A 22,031-nucleotide genomic window follows, 5' to 3' on the forward strand; every position below is an offset into this window, starting at 1 on the left:
TCAACAGCGCGGGTTGTCGAATGTGTAATAGGTATTGCCCGCGACGAATCCATCCAACCCGACGTGGCGGGCATAATGTGCCAGATCCCGAGTTGTATTAATGAAGCCGGAGTTCTTGAAATTGAGCGAGGTGTTGCAGAGCACGCCCACCCCCGACACCGCCTTGAACGCGGCCAGAAGGTCGTAAAAATAGGGGTTCTGGTTGCGGTTGACTGTCTGTACCCGCGCCGAACCGTCGACATGGGTTACTGCGGCCAGGTCCGGATTGGTAACGCGGTAAAAGTCCATCATGTATGGCGAGGGCGCGCTGATGTCGAAGTGCAGTGCAGCATCCTCTTCCAGGCAAGACGGCGCCACTGGACTGTTGCTGGCCCGTCCCTTGATCCGGTTCAGTCGCGTACGTGTCTCCGGGGAAAACGGCGCGGTTAGGATCGACCGGTTTCCCAAAGCGCGCGGCCCAATCTCGCAATTGCCGCGGGTCCAGCCAATGATCTTTCCGTCCAGCAGGTCTTTGGCGATCGTGTTTAGGTTCAGTTCGGTTGCGGTCATGCCCTGCGTGTCGATGCGGTCGTCGCAGAAGGACTGGCCGGAATAGACCGACCATTCCAGTTTGGCTTGGCCGGTATAGTGGCGCATCGCGTCCACGGCGGTTCCGATAGCACATCCCGAGTCGCCGGTCGTCGGCGGTACGAAGACCTCACGGAACAGCCCGCTTTGCTTCCACGCGGTATTCCAGTGTCCATTCAGGCCACACCCGCCGGCGATCAGCAGCGGATGCTTTTCAGGCAGGTTCTGTTCCGCATAGTCGCGAAACTTCTGGAATATCGCTTTGGACAACTTGGTGGCCATGTTCTTCAGCTTTTGGCTGTCCGTTCCAATGTTGAAGAAGGGTGAATTCACATAATCGCTTTTGCGAAGTGCGTCGCCGCCCAGGTCCGAGGAAAGCACCCGGTTGATCAGTTCCGTCTCATCCGCATCTGGTGGACCGTCTTCGCCAAATGCGCAGGCTGCCATCAGGCGGCCGGGATCCTGTGGCCGGGGTGAGTTGCCCGTGACCGGAAAGTCGGGGTCGGCGAGGGCATTGAGAAACGCAAAGCGTGTGCCTGGGGCCGTCATCACCTGCCCTCGGTGATGAATGGTCAGGTCGCTGTCGATCTCGTAGAAATCTCCCAATGCGCCTTCCCACAGAAGTACATAACAGGGCTCGCCCTGACGAAAGGGGGAGATGGCATAGCTGCACCAGATATGCGCCCGTTCGTGAGTTGAAGAGTAATAATCGACCGACTTGCCAAAAAAGGTTCGTTTGCCAACTGTTTCAGACCCCGCGCCGATGCCGAAGTATCCGGCCCCCGAAGTTGTAACGTGGTCGGCCCCGTTGCTTGACCACCCGCTGAGGGCCAGAACATCAGGCAAATCTTTGAACCATAGACCCGCGTCAATGAACGTGTCGGGCGTAACCGGCGTAAACCGGGGGAAGCTGTTCTTTTCCGCCTCGTAGGAAAACAGCAGACGCCCGTCGGTGCTATCGACACCCGCAACTGTGCCGTCATGTCCAGATTTGAAAGACAGGATTTTCATGAATAGCCCTTCCTTCGACACATCACGGTCCAAAGACCAGGTGCCTCGCAAACAGATGTGACAGTCCGTCGGGTCAAAAATGCCGGGGCGCTGACGGATCGAATTAACCGCAAATCCATTCCACGAATACCAAAACAAATGCCACGATTAAGCCTAGCAGAAGCTCGGTGTTTGGGGGAACCCAAGTTCGCAACCGGCTGCCGTCGGGCTTAACGCAGTGGCTATTCGTGAACGAAAGAGCACTTTTGGCACGATTGTTCACTGGGTGGGTGTTGCGTACCCTGCGCAGTGCCCGGCACCAGACCTTTGCAACAGGCTGACAAGTCCGGTGAATCACACTTGCATGGCTTCCGGGTGGCCGTGAAAGGCTGAAATTTGATCGAGCAGCACCTTCATCCGGGTTGCACCTACCAGCCTCTGACCGTTAACGTGGCCGCGTTATCAGGCAAGTTTTTTGGCCAAGGGTGTTTTAGGTTATGTCAGTAATTTTGGGTTTGGCTACAATGAGCAACAGCGCCGCTGCGCTGTTCAAGGACGGCAAGCTGGTTGCCGCAATCGAAGAAGAGCGGCTGACGCGGGTCAAGAATGACGGGGCATTTCCCCATCAGTCGATCGCCGAAGTTCTGCGCATTGCCGGGCTGAAGTTCTCGGACATCGACGAGGTTGCGGTCTATTGGCAGCCGTGGCGTATGGTCGGCCGAGGTATGGGCACGATGCGCAAGATTTTGCAGCGACCCTCAGCCGCCAAAAGCGTAACGGCGCGGATCGGGGCACTGTTCGTGTCAGATGCCTCGTCGGACGAGTCACAGGACAGCGGCTGGATGGACCTGTTCCGCATCCGCAAGATCCTGACGGCTGTGCATGGTCCGGCTGATTTCAAGTTGCACTACATCAACCACCATCTGACCCATCAACTGTACGCCGAGGCGATGCGTGACTGGGACAGCTTCGTTTCCCTGTCCTATGACGGTGGAGGCGAGGAAAGCTCGACCATCGTGTCAGTTGTGCGGAACGGCAAGCGGGAAGGTCTGGCGGATCATCGCTGGCCAAACTCGCTGGGTCATTTCTACTCGACCTTCACCGGTTTTCTTGGCTTCAAGATGCTGGAAGGTGAATACAAGATGATGGGCTTGGCGCCGTATGGCAAACCCATCTATCGCGACGCCATCCTGCGCGAAATTCTGATCCTGGACGAAGACGGCGGTTACCGCGTGAACACCGCGCTGTGCGACTATCACTCAGCCCTGCGCGGTGAGTTCCATCCACGTATGGAAGAACTGTTCGGCACCCGGCGCGAGCCTGGCACTGCGCCGAACGAACGCCACGTGGACCTGGCGGCATCCGTGCAAGCAGCGTTCGAGGCAGCCCTGCACCATATTTTGGAACCGGTCCGCAAAGCCAATCCGGACCTGCGCAAATTGGTAATTTCCGGCGGCTGCGCGTTGAATGTCACGGCGAATGGAACGCTGATCGCGGATGGCACGTTTGACGAGGTCATCATTCCACCGGCTCCACATGATGCTGGCTGTGCAGTTGGCGCAGCGCTGGCCTGCATTCCGAGCGAGCAGGTCGATTTGCCCTCGGTCCGCAGCCCTTATCAGGGTGCCGATTGGGCGGATGCCGACATCACCGCTGCCTTGGATCAGTTTTGTGCGGAACCGCAGCAGGCCCTGCCTGTCGATCAGTTTCTGGACCGTGTGTCCGACCTGCTGGCCGAGGGCAAGATCATCGCCTGGTTCCAGGGGCGGGCAGAGTTTGGCCCGCGTGCCCTGGGTGCCCGATCCTTCCTTGCAGACCCACGCAAGGACAGCATTCGCGACGATCTGAACGTCAAGATCAAGAAACGTGAGCATTTCCGGCCCTTTGCGCCCAGCGTTGCAGAGGAGGCGGCCTCGACCTTTTTCGAGATCGATCAGACCAGCCCATACATGAACATCGTTGCTCGTGTGCGTGATGATCGGGCGGCAGACATTCCGGCGATCACCCATACTGACCAAACGGCACGCGTACATACGGTGTCGCAGTCGGCGAACCCGCTGTACCACGCCTTGTTGACCCGGTTTGGCGAAAAGACCGGAGTGCCTGTGTTGTTGAACACCTCGTTCAATATCCAGGAGCCCATCGTCTATTCGCCTCTGGATGCTTGCGCGACATTTGCGGCATCCGGAGTGGATGCGTTGGTGATCGGTGACTACGTCGTGCTGCGCGAAGCGCTGAAGGATGACAGCGCCCGGGCCCAAGCTGTCGCGTGACCCGGCTGTTTCTCAGCGTCGATTTCGAAGACTTTGCGCATGATCTGAAACGACTTCTGGGGGTCTGGGAAACCGGACCCCTCAGAGTTGAAGAGCTGTGGCAAAGCTTTGAAACCATTGATGGCTTCCTTCGCTCACATGGCGGATCGACGAGTTGCGCCGCAACGTTCTTCTGCACGGGGGTCGTGGCACGCGACGCGCCTGATCTGGTGGCCGAAATCGCAAAACGGGGCCACGAGGTTGCCTGCCATTACTATTTTCATGACAGCATGGACCTGCAGTCTGCGGAAACCATAGATCGTATGCTGGGTCAGGCGCGGCATGCTTTGGAAGAGGCCGGGAACACCTCTGTTCGAGGGTTTCGCGCCCCGCGCTTTCGATTGAACCGCGCAACGCCTGAACAGTACCGCCTGATTGAACGTCATTTCGACTACGACTGTTCGTCATTCTTCGCCTCGGCGCAGGAATGTGATCGGTTTTCCCGGGAAATGGGGCTGACCACGCTCCGGATCTTGCCGTTGTTCATGACGCCATTGGCGGTCAAGGGGCCGATGGTGCGTCTGGGAGGCAGCTATCTGAAGTTCATGACTTCGGATCTGGCGAGGAAACTGATCGAACGGTCCGAACAGGCCAGCATCCCGCCGCAAGTCTATCTGCATCCCTACGAGATCGTGGAACCTCAGTCATTCATGGTTTCAAGGGACGAGCTCGCGGCCTTGGGATCTGCCAAAGCCGCTTACTGGGCGTTGCGGCAGTCACAGTGGCTGAACTTTGGCGGCGCGCGACTTCTGCGCAAGGTCGAGGGTTTGATACCCGCAGGCGGCCTTGCGGGTCGGCTGGATCAGTTGATCGGAGAATAAAAAAGGGGCCGGTCAGTCGACCAGCCCCAGTCATTCGCGGAACCGAGGGATCAGTTCGACGCGGCCATCAGTTTGTCGTTGTGCTCGCGCAGCGAGTCCGAAACGATCGCGTACCATTCGCCGGATTCACGCATTTCGTTCAGGCCCTTGTTCAGCATGGCCAGGTACTGCTTGCCGAACGGGTTCGAACGGTGCGCAATGAAACGCAGCGACGACAGCGAGGTCACGAAGGGGTTCTCGATCAGGTCGTTCTGGTTCAGACCCATTTCAACCATGGTGTCCGAGAACAGCTGAACCTCGAAGGTTGCAACATCTGCAGTGCCGGTCAGAACGGCATCCAGGCATTCCCGCGCGGTGATAGGCTGCATCAAGGTGATGGTGTCGCCATTGATCAGACCTTGCTGTTCCAGATCGTGGATGAACCAGCCGTCCATGCGGCAGATGGTCGACCCTTTTAGCTCGTCAAAAGTGGTCGCATTGGCAAACTGGCTTTCGGGCAGGGTGTAGAAACCGACCACGATGTCATAGACCGGGACCGACGAGTCGAACTGCGTGCAGCGCACCTCGGTTTCCCAGGACCATTCGTAGCTGCGGTTGGTGCAGTCCGGCATGTTCCATGCCATCGACACGTCGAACGCGCCCAGCGGCAGAAGGGTTTCCAGGTGCGAGTTCCAGTCGTCAACAAAGCTGACCGAATAGTCGCGGGCGTTGCCGCCCCGCTGCAACGAGGTGGTTGCCAGACGCGGGATGATACCACCGCCATTCAGCGATTCATCTGCGAAGGGCGCCCAGCCGTTACCCGTGACCAGTTTGATCGGCGGCTCATAGACGCTCGAGCGTTTCACGCTTGCAGCGCGCTGCTCTTCCGCGGCGATGATTTCCTGCGCGCTGCGGCCATTCGGCAGGCTGCCGTCTTCACAGGGCAGGGCCAGAACGATGCCCGGCTCAAGCGAGTTCGGGTTGGTGATGACGTTGCGGTTTGCGTTGAAGATCGGCTGGTAGTTCGATGTGCCGTAGGCCGCGATGGCGATGGTTGCCATCGTGTCACCGTCCTGAACCGTATAGTTGGTACAGGCCTCCTGAGCGGCGGCGGCGCCGGCGCTGAGGGCGGTTGCTGCGGTGGCTGCCGCCACCAGTTTCTTCAGATTGATTTCAAACATGTCCACTTCCTCCAGACTTTTGTTTTGTCAGACCTTTCCGGCCCTTATCCGTTTTCCATTTGGTACCGCAGGGCGGTCGAGACGATGTCGCGCCATTCGCCCGATTGCTGCATGATCGCCAGACCCTGATTGAGCGTCTCGAGGATCGCTTCCCCATCCGGATTGTCCTTGTGGGTCATGACGTTGAGCGACTTGATCGCCGCCAGGTTGGGGTTTTCGATGATCTTGTGTTCATAGCCCAGCCGACCGATGGCCTCGACGGCCAGATGCGCTTCGATGGCGACCAGGTCAGCCCGCCCGTCCATGACTGCGTGGAAACACTCGTCCGGATCGACGGGGCGCAAGATGGTGATCGCAGGCTCATAAAGACCTACAGCGTCCATGTGCGAGGTTGACCAGCCCTCGGGGCGGCAGATCGTGGTGCCGACGAATTCCGCGTAGCTGAGCGAGGTTTCGTAGCCTGAGCCATCCTTCGCGAAGAACGTATCGACCACTTCATAGAACGGGTTCGAGAAGTTGTAGGTCTCGCACCGGTTCCGGTCGCTTTCCGAAAGTGTCTCGGCTTCTTCGCAATTCGGGCGCGACCAAGGGAACGTGGCATCGAAGGCCAGGGTGGGCATCAGCAGGTCCAGATGCGACGACCAGTCGTTCACGAACTGGATCTTGTAGGCCTGTTCCGGCGCCGCCCGCAGCATCGCGGTTTCGACTAGGTTCGTGTACAGACCGCGATTGGGCAGGGCTTCGTCCGTAAACGGCGCGTAGTTGCCCCCGGTGATCAGCAGCAACTGCCGGTCGCGGATCTCGGGGCGGGTGCCGTCACCGGCGTTGCGGATCAACGCGGCACCTTCTGCGCGGGCGGCCTCGATTTCCTTCTTCGCAGCGGCCTTGGCTTCGATGACAGCCTTGTCGCTGGCCTGCTGGGCCTCCGCAACGCGGGCTTCGGCCTCGGCGATGGCCTTGGCGGCACGTTCTTCCGCGGCCTTGACCAGTTCGGCTGCCATCTCGGCGGCCATGCGCTCGGCCTCGGTTTCCGGTTCAGGCGCGGCGCGGCCGACATCCTCGAGGCAGGGGAAGGTCAGAACGTCGCCGACGCGGATGATGTTGGGGTTGGACCCGATCGTGTCGCGGTTGGCGTCGTAGATGATGCGATAATCTTCGGTCGCATAGACCTTGATGGCCAGTTCACGCAGGCTGTCGCCGCGCTGGATCTCGTAGGTCGAGCATGCCTCTTGCGCCGAGGCTGCCCCCGTTGCTGCCGCCAGGGCAATGCTGGATATGATCAGGTGTGTTCTCATGGGTCCTGTTGCTTTGCTTTTGTTATTGTCGGGCCGTTTTGATGACGGCGATTGAAATGTTGTCCTGATCCGGATCACCTTTGGCGATCAGTGCCTTGAGGAGGCTGTCGGCGATGTCCTGAGAGAGGGCCGAAGCGTTGTCCTGAAGGATGGACTGGATGTCGTGGTTGCCCAAATACTGCAGCCCGTCACTGCCGAGGATGAGGATGTCATCGGTCGTCAGTTCCAGCGCGTCTTCGGGGCAGTCGACCTTGGGGATCGCCGCGCCCATGATGACCGAGGTCAGCTGGTTGCGGTCGGGATGGGACTGCGCTTCGGCTTCGGACAGCTCCCCTCGGGTTACCTGTGCGTCGATGACCGGTGCCATCGAGTGATCTTCGTTGATCTGAGACAGAACGCCGTTGCGGAACAGGTACAAAGGGCTGTCGCCGATCGAGATCCAGAACACTTTGTTGCCCAGCAGCATAACTCCCAGCAGGGTCGAGCCCATGTTGAAGCCTTGGTGCTGGTCGTCGCCATACCCCGCCACGGCCGCGTTGGCCTGCATTGCGGCCATGGGCAGCGCATCCAGCAGCGTATTCTCGGTCAATTCCGGATTTTCCAGAACTGCGTCGAGCACTTCGCACCAGGACTTGACCACCAGATCCGAAGCCACTTCGCCCGCGGCGTGACCGCCCATACCGTCTGCCACCACGACATAACCGGCGTTGGCGGCATCAAAGACCCGCGAGGCAACCGCGTCTTCCTGCGTGTCGCGCTGACCCTGATCCAGGATCAGTGCAATGTCATATGCCGGAGTAGCCAGCATCCGTTATGCGTCCCGCCAGTCGAAGTTTTCGTCACAGAAGGCCACGAACCGCAGCGATGTTTCGCTGATGCGGATCAGGTCGCCGCTGGACAGCGGCACGGTGCTGAGGACGGGTTTGCCGTTCAGGCGCACAAGGTTTGCCTTGCCGCCATGGCCCAGATAGCATTTGCGGTCTTCGGGGTCATAAGCAATGACGGCGTGGTTCGACCGTGAAATCCCGGTGTCGCCAAAATCCAATTGGATCGCCTGGTCATCGTTGCGGCCAATCTGCATCAGCCCTTCGGTCAGCGTGATGCTGGACCCCCGCCCGGGGCCACTGGTTACTGCCAGCCAACCGACCGGGAATGTCGCGCCTGCGGTTTCGCTCTTGGCCACCGGCTCGGCTGTTTCGATCAGTTCCTGCACATGTGTGTCAGGGCGCTCGAACCCGAGGAAGGTGGTCTTGACGCGCGACCGACGATCCGAGGCCGGCGCTTCGGCGACTTCCGGGGCGGCTTCGGGTTCTTCGGGCTCGGTGGCCACAGGTTCGGCATCTGCCGCTGCTTCGTCCGGGGCAGTTTCGATTGCAATGGGTTCCGGCAACTCGAACGGGGTCGGCGCCGAGGCCTCTTCCTCTTGGACTTCCTCCAGATCGGGTTCGGCAGTTTCGGCCATGACCGACTGGATGGTCTCTTCTTCTTCGGTTGCCGCAACGTGCAGCGTCACGACCTGTTCGGCTTCTTCCGGCGCTTCAGGCGCGGCTTCGGCTGTTTCTTCGTTCTCTGTTGCCTCTTCCACCGTCTGTTCGGTCTCGGCGAAATCGGGCATCTTCTCTTCAGGGATCAGCTCGTCGGTTTCCTCGTAGCTGTCCGTGCTCAGGTTTCCACCAGCCAGAGCCTGGCGCAGTGCATTGAAGTCCGCAATCGGCTCGGCCTTGTCTGTCGTTTCGACTTCGGCTTCTTTGGTTTTGCCGGCACCCTCGAGAAGCCGGCTGAGTGGGCTTTTGTATTTGAACATGGTGTCGACACCTTTTGACTACTTGCACGGGCTTAGGTGACCCGTGGGGCTGCTACGAACCTCTGCGCATGGCGCAGCGGCACTTATGAAGTTGGAAACCTGAAACACTCTTACCTTTCGCGGCGGGCCGGCCCCCACCAGGAGGGCCAAAACACGGCATCCTCCTCAGCAAACACAAACTGGCGGATCAAATACGTACCGGTATGATCACTCCTGCGCCAAAGGCATCACGGCGGTTGTTTCCGACCCGTTTCTAAGCACAACCAACCGTGCTTCGGGCTTGTTTTCGGAAACCAACGCGTTCAGCGCGGTATCCAGACTGTCGGCAGCAATCATCTCAGTTCCCGAGACAGTCTCGCGGACAAGAATGTCGCCGGTCTGCAGGCCGCCTGCCGTTGCGGCCGGTGCTCCGGCAACAACCGTCTGCCATTCGGGCAAATCGGCGCCGCGGGCTTCGAACGAGTAACCGTTGGTCAGCCCGAACTCGCGGATTGCGGGCAGGGCCAGGAGGCCGTTCTGCGCGCGGGTCTGTCCGATGGGGCGATACCGCGCCGCGACACGGATATAGCCGTCAGGGTCAACCTGAAGGTTGTCCAGAACCTGCGCGGCAAGCGTCGTTCCGGCGCGCACAGGGTTGCCGTTCAGGGTATAGATCGCCGCGCCTCGCTGCACCCATTCACCGATCGTGGACATGTCCTGGTCGGCGTCCACACCGGTGATGGCGATGATGTTTCCGGTCGAGGCGCGCCGTTGCGAGGTTGAGAACGGGATTTTGACATCCCAATGGGCATAGCTGACTTGGGTCTCGGCCAGATTGACAGGAGCGCTTGGTGCGACCGTCGCCACCTCCGCGGGTTCTTCGGGCCGAGCCACTTCTTCCTGTGTTTCCACCGCCAGCGGTGTAACAGCCGCTGCGGTCTGCTCGACAGGCTGGTCTTCTGCCACCTGCTGTTCTGTTTCGGTTGCTGCTGCGGTTTCTTCTGCCTTGGTTGCTTCGGGCGCGATCACTGGTTCGGCCGTCTGCGTTTCGGCAGGTTCGGCCGTCTCGGTGGGCGTCGCGGTCTGGATCGGTGTCGGGTCCGTCTCGGTCGAGCCGCCGGACATCACGAAGAAGCCACCAGCGGCCAAAATCGCGATTGCGGCGACACCCGCGATCAACTTGCCGTTGCCGCCCGATCCTTTTTGGACAACCGTGTCCACTGCCGCTGCGGGCTCGTCCTTCTGGGCAAAACTTGCCGGTCCGTCGTCGTTTTTTTCGCCATGCCCAAGAGCCAGATCGGAATTGCCGGCCAGCAGGGCTGTTACCACCGCTTCGGCGTTTTCGCTTTCGGCCTTGATGCGGGCCTTTTCGGCCTCTTCGTCCTTGCGGTCCAAGGCCACGATTACCGAAACGGGACGATAGGCAAAGCTGTCGAATTCGACACCGGGGCCGCGGAACATCCGCAACCAGTCCAGTGCGGATTGAAGGCGGTCGGTCGCGTGGACCTCCATGGCCTTGTCGATCGCCTCAAGGAAGCCATCCGGGTAACCCTGGAAGCGACTGGTCAGCGGCTGATAGGGATCTTTCTGGCCGTTGTTGAAGGCATTCAGGCGCGATTGGCCGTCGATCGGGCGCTCGCCGCTGATCGCGTGGTAGAGCGTTGCCGCCAACACATACAAGTCGCTGCTGGGACCCTGCTCCGAGCCGCGCACGTAGAACTCGTGCGGCGAGTACCCGTCTTTGATCACCCGAAGCGTCAACAGGGCCGCCGATTGGTTGGCAGCCTGTTCGCGCGCGGCGCCGAAATCGATCAGGATCGGTTCGCCGTTTTCGTCGATCAGGATGTTGTCGGGCGAAATGTCCCGATGCAGCATCCCGCTTTGGTGGATGAATGAAACCGCGGACAGCATCTTTTCGGTGACTTGGACGATAAAGTCCGGGCCGGTTTCGGTCTTGGGGTCCTCGATGTAATCCAGCAGATCGCATCCACGGATCAGGTCCATTGCGATATACGCAGTATCGTTGTCTTCGAAGACCTGGTGCACGTCGACGATATTGGGGTGGACCAGGCGGGCATGGTTGCGGGCTTCCTGAATGAACAGGTCGATGATCGCGCGCAGGTCGTCCTTGAAGGCCGGATCATTGGGTTCGACCAGGTCACCGTTGCGGCGGCACAAGGCACCCGGATAGCATTCCTTGATGACCACATCGCGTTCCAGGCTGTCACGCGCCAAATACGTGATGCCGAACCCGCCATTGCTGAGGAAGCGAAGAATTTCGTACTGGCCGCGCAGCAGTTTCGCGCCCGGTTGCAGACCTTGAATTTGAGGTTCGTCGTGCGATGCACCGACAGCCTGGTTGTGGTTCATTTCTTCCCGCCCATCATTCCAAAAACTTGCGGCCAAAATAACCGGGCAATCAGCCCGCGAACACACAACCAACACAACCGCAGGACACTTGAGAACGGTTAGACGTTTCAAATTTGACTTTAATGGGGCCGCCTCGTGGCTTCACTGAGAACGGTTTCGGACACAGATCAATATATTGATGCAAGGGCTGATAATGAACATATATGTAGTATCGCCCGGCGAACAAAAAGGATTCAGTCCGGGCGCCAGACGACCCATGGTCCACGGATTCGAAACAATGGAATCATGATTCCAGTGTTAACGATTCGCCGCGCCGCGGCTCAATCTTTGCGGGAATGACTCAGGTTCCGGTCTTCGGAGGGGCCGAAGCGACCGTGCTGCCGGCCCACGCCAAGTTGTCGCTGAGCTGCGCCAGTATGCTGATCGCATCCTTGAGCGGCCCTTCGCCGCTCTCGAATTGAAGCAGCAGAAGCAGGTCGGTTGCCTTTTCGAACTCGCCCGGAATCCAGTCGGCTTCGGGGTCGATCTCGGACCCGTTTTCCAGCCGTTCAGCAAAATCCTCGACAATTTCCTGACAGCTTTGCAGGAAGGCGGCCGGTTCGATGTCCGAACTGTCGCGCAGGTCCTCGTAAATGCTGGCGATCGCCGCCAGCCAGTCTTCTAGGATCGGGTTGTCCAGCGGCGGCAGCGCAGATTCCAGACTGGGCTGTACCGTTCTGGTGTCCGAGGCTGCGGCTTCGCCCGCGCCGGTCAATGTCTCCAAGAACGGCAGGAAGTCAGCGGCAAGGTCCTGCCGCGCGGCCTCCAGATCCGTTCGGCGGCGATGCGACGCAATTTCAAGCACCTTCTCCGCAAGGTTCTGGCCGCCGCAGGTTTCCCACAAGGCGAAGTCCGGTTCCGGCTCTTGCGCCATGGCGCGAACGGCAATCGGTGTCCCGATCGGTACGATCGCGCGGAACATGCCCGACTTCTCCTTCTCCAACCGCGACAGAACGCGATCGAGGGCGTCTCGGACAGGGGGCAGGTCCGTGTGAGTGACGGCCAGCAAGCTGTTGTCGCGCAGGTTTTGCGGGACCTGTGCCCACAAATGGCGCTCGGTTTCACGCCAGGCGTTGGTTCCGTTTGTGCACCAGATGGCGCAATCGACGAATTTCAACAAATCAAGCGTTTGTTTGTAAGTGTCGTCCAGCGCGCCCGAGCCAGGCAGGTCGAACAACGAGATTTCGCGCAGGGCAGGGGTGTTCAGTCCCACCGAAATGAAATCAGGATTGTCGGCCGCAGCCTTTTCCAGCGCGATGCCGGAATAAACCTTTGGCTCGCGATCCCACCACCCAACGGTCGTTTCAGGCGTGTCCGCATAGGTGACAATCACCAAAGGCAATTTCAGATGTTGCGGACCCGTGGGCAGGATGTCAGCTCCGGCGAGCATGTTGGCAAGACTGGACTTCCCGGCGCCGAATTCCCCGGCAAAACCGATTGAGACCGCGTTTGACAAACGCTCGGCGTGGGACTGTGCCCGCGCGCGCATGTCGTCCAGCTCGGGCGTGGACGGAAGGCGTTCGGTTGCGGTCAGAAAACGGTCAAGCTGACGCACTTCCGTCTCGGTTCCGGGAAATTCAATCACTCGGCGGCCTCCGCTTGTCGTTCGTCGCTGTGTTCAGCACCAAAGGTCGATTGCAATTCGTCCACGATCCGGCGTGCGCGGTCGAAATCGACCTGCGCCTGGGTGCGCTCACACGTCTCGCCCGTCGCGGTGCGGTTTTCAAGATGCCCGGCGAGCAGGGCCAGGAAATGGTCCAGAGCGGTGTTCAAGCGCTCCAGCAGGTTCTCGCGTGCGGTATCGATCAGATCATCTCCGATCATTTCGAATTCCTGCACGATCATGCGCTCGGCGCGAGAGACGACGGATTTCCGCGAAATCAGACGCGACAACCAGTTCACCCGCAACTCGACCGTAATCCCCCGGGTCAATGCGGTGGTGTCCGGACGGAACCAGCGCACGGCACTGGTGTTCATACGGCTGTCGGTCGGCTCCTGCCAGCCCGGCAGGGACCGCAGAGACGCGTTGGCCTGCATGTCGATGGAATAGAGTTCGCTGAGCATCCGCTGGCGAATGACCTGAGTCGCACCCTGCACCAGTTCGCGCATGCGTTCGCGCAACGGCGTAAAGTTCAGTTCGGTTGCGCCACCTTTGGCAAGCAACGGGGATTGCCCGTCGGGTCCGCGCACAACCGATACGACGGCTTCGGCCACGGTGTCGTCCATCACACCACGCAAGTTGGCCAGAACATCATCCATGTCGCGGGTGATTTCCGCGGTTTTGTCCGATACCAGCTTGCGCAACTCGGCGAGGGTCTTGTCATTCTCGCCAGCCGCATCGTCCGAAGGTTGGCCATCTTCTTCCAGCGCGCGGAGGCGGGCCTTGCTGCGCTCCAGCTCGCCCTGAGCAAAGCCGTTCAGATGTTGCCACGCCATACGCAGTTGTTCGTTGCGCGGGCCGTCGGTCAGCGCGGTGGTGACATGTCGGCGCAGGTCGGGCAAGCCCGAGGCGATCATCGCAGCATACCGCAGAACCGCCTCGCGACTGATGGGGCCGGGGCCACGTTTTATCTCTTCGACGCCGGCAAGGTACTGCTTCATCTGTTCGGGATGCGCCCGCAGCCAGGCGAGGATGTGATCGTGGTTGACGCCGGTTTCGTCCCCGGTCAGTGCGTAATGCGCCCACTGAGCGCTGCCCATCAGAACGTCGATGCTGGACTTCCCCAGCGCCTTTTCCAACCCGTCCAAAACGTCGGCGCGTACTTTCGCCGCGTCTTCCGCACCGCCGCCCAATTCGTCGACCCGGTTGATGAAAACCACGATCTGACCCAGCTCAAGCGCCTGCATCAGCCGGAACAGTTTCAAATCGGCGCGCGACAGGGCCTGGTGCGCGGACAGAACCACGACGAAAAAGTCGGATTCCTTGAGGTACTGGCGCGAGATTTCTTCGCGGATCAACAGCGGATCATTGACGCCGGGCGTGTCGGTCACGGTCAGCGGGAACGGGAAATGGCCCAGATCAAAATACACCTCGGCCTTGCGGGTGATGTCGCTGTACAAACCCCGGTCCGAGCCCGGATCATGTTCGGCTTCGTCGGTCGGATCATCCCCGGCACAGACATAGCGGGCAAGGTCATCCGACGTCAGTTCTTCGAGGTCGTGATGCTGGCCCATCAGCTGTTCGAAACTGTCACCCAGGCGCAGACGAGCGCGGTTTTTCATCGCCTCGACCTGCTCCTCGATCATCTCGCGCTTATAGCTGTCCTCATCGTCGGGGAACATGTTGCGCAGTTCTTCGCCTTCGGCGATCAGCGCCTGCCATTGGCGGTTGTCGAAGAAATGGAATTCCGCCCCCGATGTGCGCCCGGAGGGATGTCCGAAATGCATGTCGGTGATCACGGTCGTCCACGGGTTCACGTCCGACGGCAGAAATTCTGCCTGTCCCGTAAAGCCGTTGATCAGACGGGACTTCCCGGCCTTGATCTGCCCGACGAATGCAATCGATGGTTTCAGGCCGCTGAGATCGTCAACGATGCGAGAGATGAACTGACAGGTCTCGTCATTGCTCACCTCTTTCATTTCGCTGGCGATCCGGATCAATTCCCGGCGGTTGGTTTCACTCATAACACTACCCTAAAAACTGGTACCCAAGATTTGCTTAAAACTTAACTTCAACTGTCGCGAAAGCGGTGTCATCAGACCGACTCCCGCAGAGATTTCCACAGGTTGACGACGGCACCCAGCTTGCGCGCGTCATGTACGGCGGCGGCTGTATTGCGACCATCCCGGACCAGAGCGACACCCGCGCCCTTGCCACCTGACGGCCGCATGACGATCAGTTGCGGCTGTTCGAGCAGCCCGGTATTGTCCGCATCCCATCCCGCCAGGTCCTGTGCGAACCGGGTCAACAGATCATCCGAAGGGTGAAGAGGCTGGCCATCGGCGCACAGGCCATCGAACTGGTGGGTCGCCCCCTCGGCACTTGTCAGCAGACGTCCCATGGCGAACCGCTCGGCGCCGTCGAAGAAAGCCGCGGCTACACTGAGTTCTGCACTTTCAGCGCTGTCCTGCTCTTTCGTGTCCTCGACGGGATCCGGGACAACCGAAACCCGCGGCTCTGACGGCAGAACGAGCTCGGCACAGGCTTTCTGCATCTCGCTGAAAGTGATGCCGACGTCATCCGCCTCCAGCGGCCCGTCCGGTTTCAGAGACACCACTTCGATCGGAGGGGCGATCGCTGCCAGGTCGGACACGAGCCGCGCCAGCTTTTCGATCAGCGCTTCGCGCGGTTCGGTTTCGAAATCCGGAAGGGCGCCGGTGCTTGCCGAATAAACATCCGTGATCCGTGAGCTGTTCACCTCGATCGCCAGGATCGTTCCGTTCTGGGCGTTGAACTCCAAGCGTCTTGGAAGAACCGTTCCCCGGATCAGGTTCAGTATGCTGGCCCGCCGGGCCTCGGCCGTGTCCCCGGTTAACCGAACGGCCGGCGACAAACGGGGCGTCGCAGACCGCCCGATGTTTTCGAGCATGTCGATTATGTCTGTCGCCATCATGCCGTGACCCCCTCTGGTCCCGTCTAAACTGCGGCCGCTACCGGCCCCAGGCTGAGATGTGATTTCGTAAGCGTCAGCCCGATATTCGCGCTGTCGCGGCAGATGTAGCAGACCACGTGTTCCGGATAGGCCCGGGTCCGCATGAAGATGTGTAGCCGGTCGTTCGAAAACACCGAGATTTCCCCAAATCCCGGGTTCTCCGGATCCTGTAGTCCGGCCGAGGCCAACAGCGCTTCGAATGCTTGAACGCCCCGGCCCTGAAACAGATTTGCCACCGCAATGGCGAGGGTTTCCAAGGCTGCACCATCCTCGGTCCCGGTTGCCGACATGCCCAGAAGCATGCCCGTTTCCATGTCGACATATCCCGCTGCGATGCAGTCGGGAATGGATTCCATGGCGGTGGTCAATGCGGCGTCAATCGTCATCTAAAGCTCTGTTATCCCTTATTAAGCCCAAAGGCGCAGCGGTTCGAAACCGTCGCGCCGCTGAGTAGCATTGCCGTTCGGGATGGGAAACGGTTTACCGTTTCCAACGTGTCCCATGAGGCCCGGTTACAACACATGCCACTCCGCCCTGTCTTTCGGATTTGGCACCGGTTGAATCCTGTCCTGTTCGTCGCGCCCGGTGTGCTCGTGAGCGATCTTGTCGAACTCCTCAAGAAAGGCCTGGAACACGGCGTGCAGCCCGTCCACGTCTTGGGGGATATCTTCACTGGCCGCGATTTCCCGCCACATCGCCGCCGCGCTGAGCGGAGCTCCTGCCGGCACGCTCAAAAGGTGTTCCAGCGAGGTTTCGCCTTCGCCGACCTGCTCACAAGGCACTTCGGGTTCCTGGTCTTCAGGGGTCTGGGCCGAAATCAAGCCGTTCGATTCCGGCTCAGGTTCATAGGTCGTGGCATCGTCACCCTGTTGCTGGGACAACAGCGAAGCAATGGACGAGACCGAGTCTTCGACACTGGGTGCCGGGGTCTCGTCCTGTTCGTCTGCTGCCGGCGCGGGGGACTCGCCAACCAAACGTTCTGACAGCGTGGCCAGCAGGTCTTCGTCCTGGGCACCCTGATCGTTGGTCTGGTCATCGGCGTCTGCGACCAGCATTTCGTCGTCCTCGAAATCGAGCGTATCGTCATCGACCTCGTCAAAGTCTTCGTCGTCCAGCTGAGTCACCGCAGTCGAAGTTGCGGCGACGCTGAGCCGATCCTCATCCTCGTCCCGGAACAAGGCCCGCAAATCGTCATCGGGCACCGGCGTCATTTCGGCGCGCAAGCGGTCGGCGTCATCCGGGTTGATCCGCTCGCGTTCGGTCGACTCGCCGCGGCGCTCCACCCGGGCCGGTCGAACCGGGAAGGTTGCGATCACATCGTCCGAGTTCCGGACCGCCTCGAATCCATCATCCTGATCCAGCGGGTTGGTCAACTTGAAAGGCGCGGGCTCTTCGGCTGCGGTCTGGCGATCGGATCGTTCGGGACGCACCGGTTGAACCGGGGGCGTGCCGGCGAGGCTCTTGTCGATCTGGTAGCGGGCAAGTTTTTCCGCACGGCTGTCCATGATCTGCTCGGTGATCTCAAGAAAGCTGTCGATCATCTTGCCGCCGCCGCTGCGCGACCACAGCTCGGCGTCGCCCGTTTTGTCACGCGCGATGATCGCGTCACGGGCGGAAAACAGGATTGTCCGATTGAACAGGTGCCCCGCTTCGCGGTTGATGCGGCGGAGCACTTTCTGGCGGTCTTTCAGATCCAGTGCGTCCGCGCGCGTGACCAACAGAAGCGAGTTGTGCTGAAGCCGTTCCGGCAACGAAACCCACGTGGCGCGTTCGGTCTCGCGCCAGGCCTGCGTCGAGTGCGTACACCATAGCACCCCGTTGGCTTGACCTACCGCACGGCGCCAGACATCGGCCTGAATTTTGGGGTCCGAAATGCCGGGCGTGTCGATCAGGTCGACGGCCTCGAGAATGTCCGCTTCAAGATAGATGCGGATGAACTGCGCGTCGTTGACGCCCACCTTGTCCAATTCGTCCAAACCAATCGGAGAAGTGGTCCCGTCATGGCGCTGGACGTAAGCCGGTTTGTTGCCCCAACTGAACCAGACCGGCGGCAGCTGGGTGGCCGTCACCTGCGTCGGTAGGGCCTGCTTGCGCAGCAGGAAGTTCATGAGCGTGGACTTTCCGGCGCTGAACTCTCCCATCAGCGCAAAAACCGGTTTGCGGCGGGACCACTGCTCGATGCGTTCCCATGCCCGAGGAGAGACGAAGCGGATTTGTGAATCTTTTGCCATGGCTTTCTTACGCTGCTTCGTTGCTGAGGTCTTTGAGGATGTCGCCGAGGATTTCGTCACGTGACTTCTTCGGCTCGAGCCCGGCCATCAGGTCTGGGGCGGTCCCCGGTGCCTTTTCGGCGGATTGCGAGATGCTCAGAAGGGTTTCCTGCTGCTCGCGCATGAAATCCGACAGGACGGCCCGAACATTTTCCAGAACGGCTGCGATCTGGGTTTCTTCGAGATCCTTGGTGATCGAATTGGCTTCTGATGCGATCAGGCGGGTGTAGTCCGCCGCATAGGCTTCAAACCCTTTCCGGCGTTGCCACCAGCGACGCCACCATGTGCTTTGAAGGTCCAGCGCGATCGTTCTGCCAATGCCCAATGGCGGCGGTACGCGCGGCACAATGGGCGCCTCGATGCTGAATTCGCCCAAGTGGTTACCCAGAAGCTTCTGATACAGGGCCTCGACATCCGCTGCGGCTGCGGAATACAGCGCGCCGGCATCCTTGCGCATTGCGCGGGCAAAGCTGAAATAGGCGGCCTTCTGAAGGGTACGAAGCCCGGCCGGGTCGTATTGCCAGGTGCCCTGTTCGCCGTTCTGCTCGAGATGCGCGATCAACGAGTCCGTTGCACGTTTGACGAAGTTTGCCTCGGCCGAAGCCAGACGTTCCAACACCTTGTCGCGCAGGGAAGTCGTCAGGGCGGCAGCTTTCTTGTCATATTCGGCCGCGACGGTGGCGATCGCATCTTCGGGTGACACGCCGTCAAGATCGCGAACAACGCCGTCTCCGCCCGACAGGCTCTTGGCGACCGAGGTGGCGCGAATCTGACTTGCGATGTTGCGGGCGCGGTGACGGACACGGTCCAAAAGACGCGTTCCTGCGCCTTGGGCGATACGTTCGTTCATGGCCAACAGCAGGTCAGGCAGACCAGAAAGGGCCCAGATCTTGTCCAGCGATGCGGCCTGATCTCCAAAGCCGGCGGCCAGATAGAACGTGTTGAGGGCCTGGCGGGAATCGTCGGTGAGAATGTCCGGGTTGCCGGTCAGCGCGGCCTCGGCCCACAACGCACTGCCGAAAACAACGCTGGTGCTTGTGTCGATTCCGTTTTGCTTGAGTGTATCCTGAATTCGGTCGCGAATTTCGGGGACTTGCTTGACCGGGTCGGTCAGCTCGTCGATCCGGTTGACGAACAGGACGATCTGCCGGTTCTCGAACTGCGCGATGATCCGCATCAGCGCCATGTCCATAGTGGTCAGCGCCTGGCTTGCCGCCAGAACCACGACGCAGACCTCCGATCCGCGCAGGCTGCGCAGAGTGATCTGTTCGCGCACCATGAACGTGTCGTTGACGCCCGGCGTGTCGCACAATTTCAGCGCGATCGGGTACTGCGGAATGTCCATGTACAATTCCGCGGCTTTGGTCACGTCGGCGAACCGGCCCGTTTTCGGGTTGATGTCCGGATCGTCTTCGTCACCCAGGCAGACATAGCGCTGGATCAGCTCTTCGTCGAAGTAATCGTATTGGTGGCTTTGGCCCAGGATCAGGTCAAAATGCTTGCCAAGGCGTTCCTCGGACTTGGCCTTCATCTGCGCGATCTGACGGCGGATGTCCTCCATCTCGTCGTCGGCGCCTGCGCGATTGGCCAGTTCGCCCAAACGGCCACCGCCGACCATAAGATTGTCCCATTCTTCCTGCTCGAAGAAGGTGAACTTGGATCTGTATTCACCGGGCATGCGGGTGTTGATGTTCAGCGTGGTCACAACCGAGGTCCACGGGTTCACATCCGACGGCAGCAGACCGGGCCGACCGGCCAGAATGTTGACGATCGAAGATTTGCCCGCCTTCACCTGGCCGACGAAAGTGACGCTGGCGGTGAAGTTTTCCATACGGGTCTTGAGCGTGGCCAGCCGCGCAGTCGAGCGCGCATCCGCCACCTCTGTCAGTTGGTCGATCTGTGTCGTCAGTGCGGACATGGCTTCCGACATCGGCGCCAATGCCTCGTTTCCTACGGACAAAAGGTGGTCGTTGCGGGCCATGTTCAGCCTCCGGTTCCGGTTGCAGCGATTTGGGTATGCCCGGATTCCGTCAAACTGGCAGGCGCCATGCCTGAAAAGCTGTCGATCCGGGCGATCAGTTCGAGAGCGTTGCCCAGCATCTCGGCCTCGGTTCCGGGCGAGATGGTATCGAAGGCGCGCGAATCGGCCAGCACTTCGATCGAGCTGAACCGGGTTCCATTGTCCAGGCGCGCGACCCGACGTCCGGTCGGAAATCCATTTGATTTGGCCGATGGAAGGGGCATTCGCGCATTTGCCAACAGGTATTCGTTGCCCTCATGCGTCTTCAGGGCAATGCCGAAACCTGTGTTCGGGAATTGCTGGTTGAGGTTTTTGAGCTCGCCGACAAAGCTTTCTCTTGCAAGAAAGACGACGTCTTGCTCGGTGGCAGCGGAGTTGATCTGTTCGGTCACGACTGAGACCCTTGTACTGGAGTTGAGCAAAAAACTCGTACGGTGCCGAAAAGGCGAAAAAGACTCATTAACTCCTTGGTAGACAGAATTACCTTCATCGCGGTGTTATTTTGACGTGATTGAGATATTTTGGCGTTTGAAATGTGGCGCAATTATGGTGACCGTTGCATGACAATGCCGCAACTTCAGGATGTAATAATCAAAATGGGTAAGGCCGCGGGGTCTGAATTCGGGACAAGTTAACGCGTGCGATTTGGTTTTTTGTGATGTCCTCGAATGATAGGTAGAGGTCTGTAAAGTAAACGGAAATAAGGAAGCGGGACTGGAGGTTGAGCGTGTGTCTCGGGAGAAGGCGAGGGGACCGCATTGCTTTGGGTGCAGGGTGGGGTTGATAACGGTGGTCTAGGCGCCCCGATGTGATCCACAACGTCAGCGAGAATTTTGTTTTTTTCGAATAATTGTGAATGTGTCCAAAAACAGAACAATTATGGCGTTTTGTTTCGTTCCGAAAACGACGGGTTTCTGCGTTAAGAATTCCATTTGGCGATAAAAATAAACCGGGAAGCCGGATGCCGCACATTCTGGCGCCGTTGCGCGGGTCGATCTCCCCCTCGCCTAGTTCATTTCCATTGTTTCCGAACGGGGGTCAATATTCCGCCGCAGACGGCAAGATTTCCTCTCGCGCTTGTCCAAAAGGTTTGTTATCAGCCCTTCCATTCGGCGCGTCGGCGCCGTGTTGCGGGTGTGGCGAAATTGGTAGACGCACCAGATTTAGGTTCTGGCGCCGCAAGGCGTGGGGGTTCAAGTCCCTCCACCCGCACCATTTTCTTTCTTACCGATCATGCTGCGTGGGCGGATGCTGAGGCGCTACAAAGACGCCGCCGCGCGGCTGGCCTGGTCATAGTGGCCGGACAGGGCCCGCAGGTCGCGGGCCAGGTCCCTCAGATCCGGGCCCGACAGGTCTGTGGCTGACAGCCCCTCCAACAGGCATTGCTGGCGAACTTTCCGGTAGGCGTCGCATAGCTCTACGCCCTCGGGCGAGGTGCGGTAGAACACCTCTTTGCCACGCTTCTCCGACGTCAGCAGCCCGGCCTTTAGCAGTTTCCGCAGGGCGTAGTTCACGGTGTGGCTGTCCTCGATGTTCAGAAGAAAGCAGATGTCGGTCAGACGCTTGTCGCGTCCGCGGTGATTGACATTGTGCAGGATCAGGATGTCGAGCGGTCCCAGATCGGCCTGCCCGGCTGCGGCCATACAGCGGGTCATCCAGCGTGAGAACGCATTGTAGACAATGATCAGGCCGAATTCGAGTTCGGAAAGTTCCCAACCTTCGCCCTCGGCCAGGTGGCGAGAGGAAACGATGCGGCGTGTGTCGGGGGAAGAATCGATCATATTGCGGCCTTTTGATCTGCAAAACGCTGAG

16 protein-coding genes and 1 tRNA gene are annotated in these 22,031 nt (G+C 59.7%); 3 read left to right on the forward strand and 14 right to left on the reverse strand.

Going from position 1 to position 22,031, the window contains the following annotated elements:
• Window positions 1-1,578, reverse strand: a complete 1,578-nt coding sequence (locus tag ACR0EF_RS14435; protein ID WP_170372641.1) for a carbamoyltransferase C-terminal domain-containing protein — start codon at window positions 1,576-1,578, stop codon at window positions 1-3.
• 476 nt (window positions 1,579-2,054) lie between these two features.
• On the opposite strand from ACR0EF_RS14435, the gene ACR0EF_RS14440 reads away from it, so the two are divergent.
• Both ACR0EF_RS14440 and ACR0EF_RS14445 read left to right on the forward strand, forming a co-directional pair.
• On the forward strand, window positions 2,055-3,830 hold the full coding sequence (locus ACR0EF_RS14440) for a carbamoyltransferase family protein (protein ID WP_302476751.1): 1,776 nt from the start codon (window positions 2,055-2,057) through the stop codon (window positions 3,828-3,830).
• Window positions 3,827-4,690, forward strand: a complete 864-nt coding sequence (locus tag ACR0EF_RS14445; RefSeq protein WP_170371825.1) for a polysaccharide deacetylase family protein — start codon at window positions 3,827-3,829, stop codon at window positions 4,688-4,690. Before ACR0EF_RS14440 ends, ACR0EF_RS14445 begins: the two co-directional genes overlap by 4 nt.
• 50 nt (window positions 4,691-4,740) lie before the next feature.
• Here ACR0EF_RS14445 and ACR0EF_RS14450 read toward each other — a convergent pair whose 3' ends face one another.
• The 12 genes from ACR0EF_RS14450 to ACR0EF_RS14505 form a co-directional block, all read right to left on the reverse strand.
• Window positions 4,741-5,850 (reverse strand): transporter substrate-binding domain-containing protein, encoded by a 1,110-nt coding sequence (locus ACR0EF_RS14450; RefSeq protein ID WP_170365726.1) that lies wholly within the window; start codon window positions 5,848-5,850, stop codon window positions 4,741-4,743.
• Window positions 5,851-5,894: 44 nt separating this feature from the next.
• The gene (locus tag ACR0EF_RS14455; RefSeq protein WP_170341687.1) at window positions 5,895-7,145 is read right to left on the reverse strand and encodes a transporter substrate-binding domain-containing protein; all 1,251 of its coding nucleotides are present in this window, start codon (window positions 7,143-7,145) and stop codon (window positions 5,895-5,897) included.
• 22 nt (window positions 7,146-7,167) lie between these two features.
• A complete protein-coding gene (locus tag ACR0EF_RS14460; RefSeq protein WP_170371823.1) occupies window positions 7,168-7,953 on the reverse strand; it encodes a PP2C family protein-serine/threonine phosphatase in 786 nt (261 codons plus the stop codon).
• Between the two features lie 3 nt (window positions 7,954-7,956).
• Window positions 7,957-8,949: an FHA domain-containing protein gene (locus tag ACR0EF_RS14465; protein WP_170372640.1), complete on the reverse strand. Its 993-nt coding sequence runs from the start codon at window positions 8,947-8,949 to the stop codon at window positions 7,957-7,959.
• Between the two features lie 207 nt (window positions 8,950-9,156).
• Complete coding sequence (locus ACR0EF_RS14470; protein ID WP_170371819.1) at window positions 9,157-11,298, reverse strand: serine/threonine protein kinase; 2,142 nt, start codon at window positions 11,296-11,298, stop codon at window positions 9,157-9,159.
• 340 nt (window positions 11,299-11,638) lie between these two features.
• Window positions 11,639-12,922, reverse strand: a complete 1,284-nt coding sequence (locus ACR0EF_RS14475) for a dynamin family protein (protein WP_170341679.1) — start codon at window positions 12,920-12,922, stop codon at window positions 11,639-11,641.
• The gene (locus ACR0EF_RS14480) at window positions 12,919-14,961 is read right to left on the reverse strand and encodes a dynamin family protein (RefSeq protein ID WP_170372639.1); all 2,043 of its coding nucleotides are present in this window, start codon (window positions 14,959-14,961) and stop codon (window positions 12,919-12,921) included. Before ACR0EF_RS14480 ends, ACR0EF_RS14475 begins: the two co-directional genes overlap by 4 nt.
• A 71-nt stretch (window positions 14,962-15,032) precedes the next feature.
• On the reverse strand, window positions 15,033-15,887 hold the full coding sequence (locus tag ACR0EF_RS14485) for a hypothetical protein (RefSeq protein ID WP_254438866.1): 855 nt from the start codon (window positions 15,885-15,887) through the stop codon (window positions 15,033-15,035).
• A gap of 26 nt (window positions 15,888-15,913) precedes the next feature.
• Window positions 15,914-16,315, reverse strand: a complete 402-nt coding sequence (locus ACR0EF_RS14490; RefSeq protein WP_170372637.1) for a hypothetical protein — start codon at window positions 16,313-16,315, stop codon at window positions 15,914-15,916.
• A 126-nt stretch (window positions 16,316-16,441) separates the two neighbouring features.
• A complete protein-coding gene (locus tag ACR0EF_RS14495) occupies window positions 16,442-18,160 on the reverse strand; it encodes a dynamin family protein (protein ID WP_170372636.1) in 1,719 nt (572 codons plus the stop codon).
• Between the two features lie 7 nt (window positions 18,161-18,167).
• Entirely contained in the window at window positions 18,168-20,180 is a 2,013-nt protein-coding gene (locus ACR0EF_RS14500; RefSeq protein WP_170365740.1) for a dynamin family protein, read from the reverse strand.
• Between the two features lie 2 nt (window positions 20,181-20,182).
• The gene (locus tag ACR0EF_RS14505) at window positions 20,183-20,611 is read right to left on the reverse strand and encodes a hypothetical protein (protein WP_093963272.1); all 429 of its coding nucleotides are present in this window, start codon (window positions 20,609-20,611) and stop codon (window positions 20,183-20,185) included.
• 738 nt (window positions 20,612-21,349) lie between these two features.
• Here ACR0EF_RS14505 and ACR0EF_RS14510 point away from each other — a divergent pair.
• Window positions 21,350-21,434, forward strand: a tRNA-Leu gene (locus ACR0EF_RS14510).
• A gap of 44 nt (window positions 21,435-21,478) precedes the next feature.
• Here ACR0EF_RS14510 and ACR0EF_RS14515 read toward each other — a convergent pair.
• Window positions 21,479-22,000, reverse strand: coding sequence for a winged helix DNA-binding protein (locus ACR0EF_RS14515; RefSeq protein ID WP_170371808.1), 522 nt, complete (start codon window positions 21,998-22,000; stop codon window positions 21,479-21,481).
• Window positions 22,001-22,031: the final 31 nt, after the last annotated feature.

This window comes from Ruegeria sp. CG8 (assembly GCF_056537165.1).

Coding starts and splice junctions, on each gene's coding strand:
- ACR0EF_RS14435 (WP_170372641.1), bottom strand. CDS start 1,578: ATGAAAATCCTGTCTTTCAAATCTGGACATGACGGCACAGTTGCGGGT.
- ACR0EF_RS14440 (WP_302476751.1), top strand. CDS start 2,055: ATGTCAGTAATTTTGGGTTTGGCTACAATGAGCAACAGCGCCGCTGCG.
- ACR0EF_RS14450 (WP_170365726.1), bottom strand. CDS start 5,850: ATGTTTGAAATCAATCTGAAGAAACTGGTGGCGGCAGCCACCGCAGCA.
- ACR0EF_RS14455 (WP_170341687.1), bottom strand. CDS start 7,145: ATGAGAACACACCTGATCATATCCAGCATTGCCCTGGCGGCAGCAACG.
- ACR0EF_RS14460 (WP_170371823.1), bottom strand. CDS start 7,953: ATGCTGGCTACTCCGGCATATGACATTGCACTGATCCTGGATCAGGGT.
- ACR0EF_RS14465 (WP_170372640.1), bottom strand. CDS start 8,949: ATGTTCAAATACAAAAGCCCACTCAGCCGGCTTCTCGAGGGTGCCGGC.
- ACR0EF_RS14470 (WP_170371819.1), bottom strand. CDS start 11,298: ATGAACCACAACCAGGCTGTCGGTGCATCGCACGACGAACCTCAAATT.
- ACR0EF_RS14480 (WP_170372639.1), bottom strand. CDS start 14,961: ATGAGTGAAACCAACCGCCGGGAATTGATCCGGATCGCCAGCGAAATG.
- ACR0EF_RS14485 (WP_254438866.1), bottom strand. CDS start 15,887: ATGGCGACAGACATAATCGACATGCTCGAAAACATCGGGCGGTCTGCG.
- ACR0EF_RS14490 (WP_170372637.1), bottom strand. CDS start 16,315: ATGACGATTGACGCCGCATTGACCACCGCCATGGAATCCATTCCCGAC.
- ACR0EF_RS14495 (WP_170372636.1), bottom strand. CDS start 18,160: ATGGCAAAAGATTCACAAATCCGCTTCGTCTCTCCTCGGGCATGGGAA.
- ACR0EF_RS14500 (WP_170365740.1), bottom strand. CDS start 20,180: ATGGCCCGCAACGACCACCTTTTGTCCGTAGGAAACGAGGCATTGGCG.
- ACR0EF_RS14515 (WP_170371808.1), bottom strand. CDS start 22,000: ATGATCGATTCTTCCCCCGACACACGCCGCATCGTTTCCTCTCGCCAC.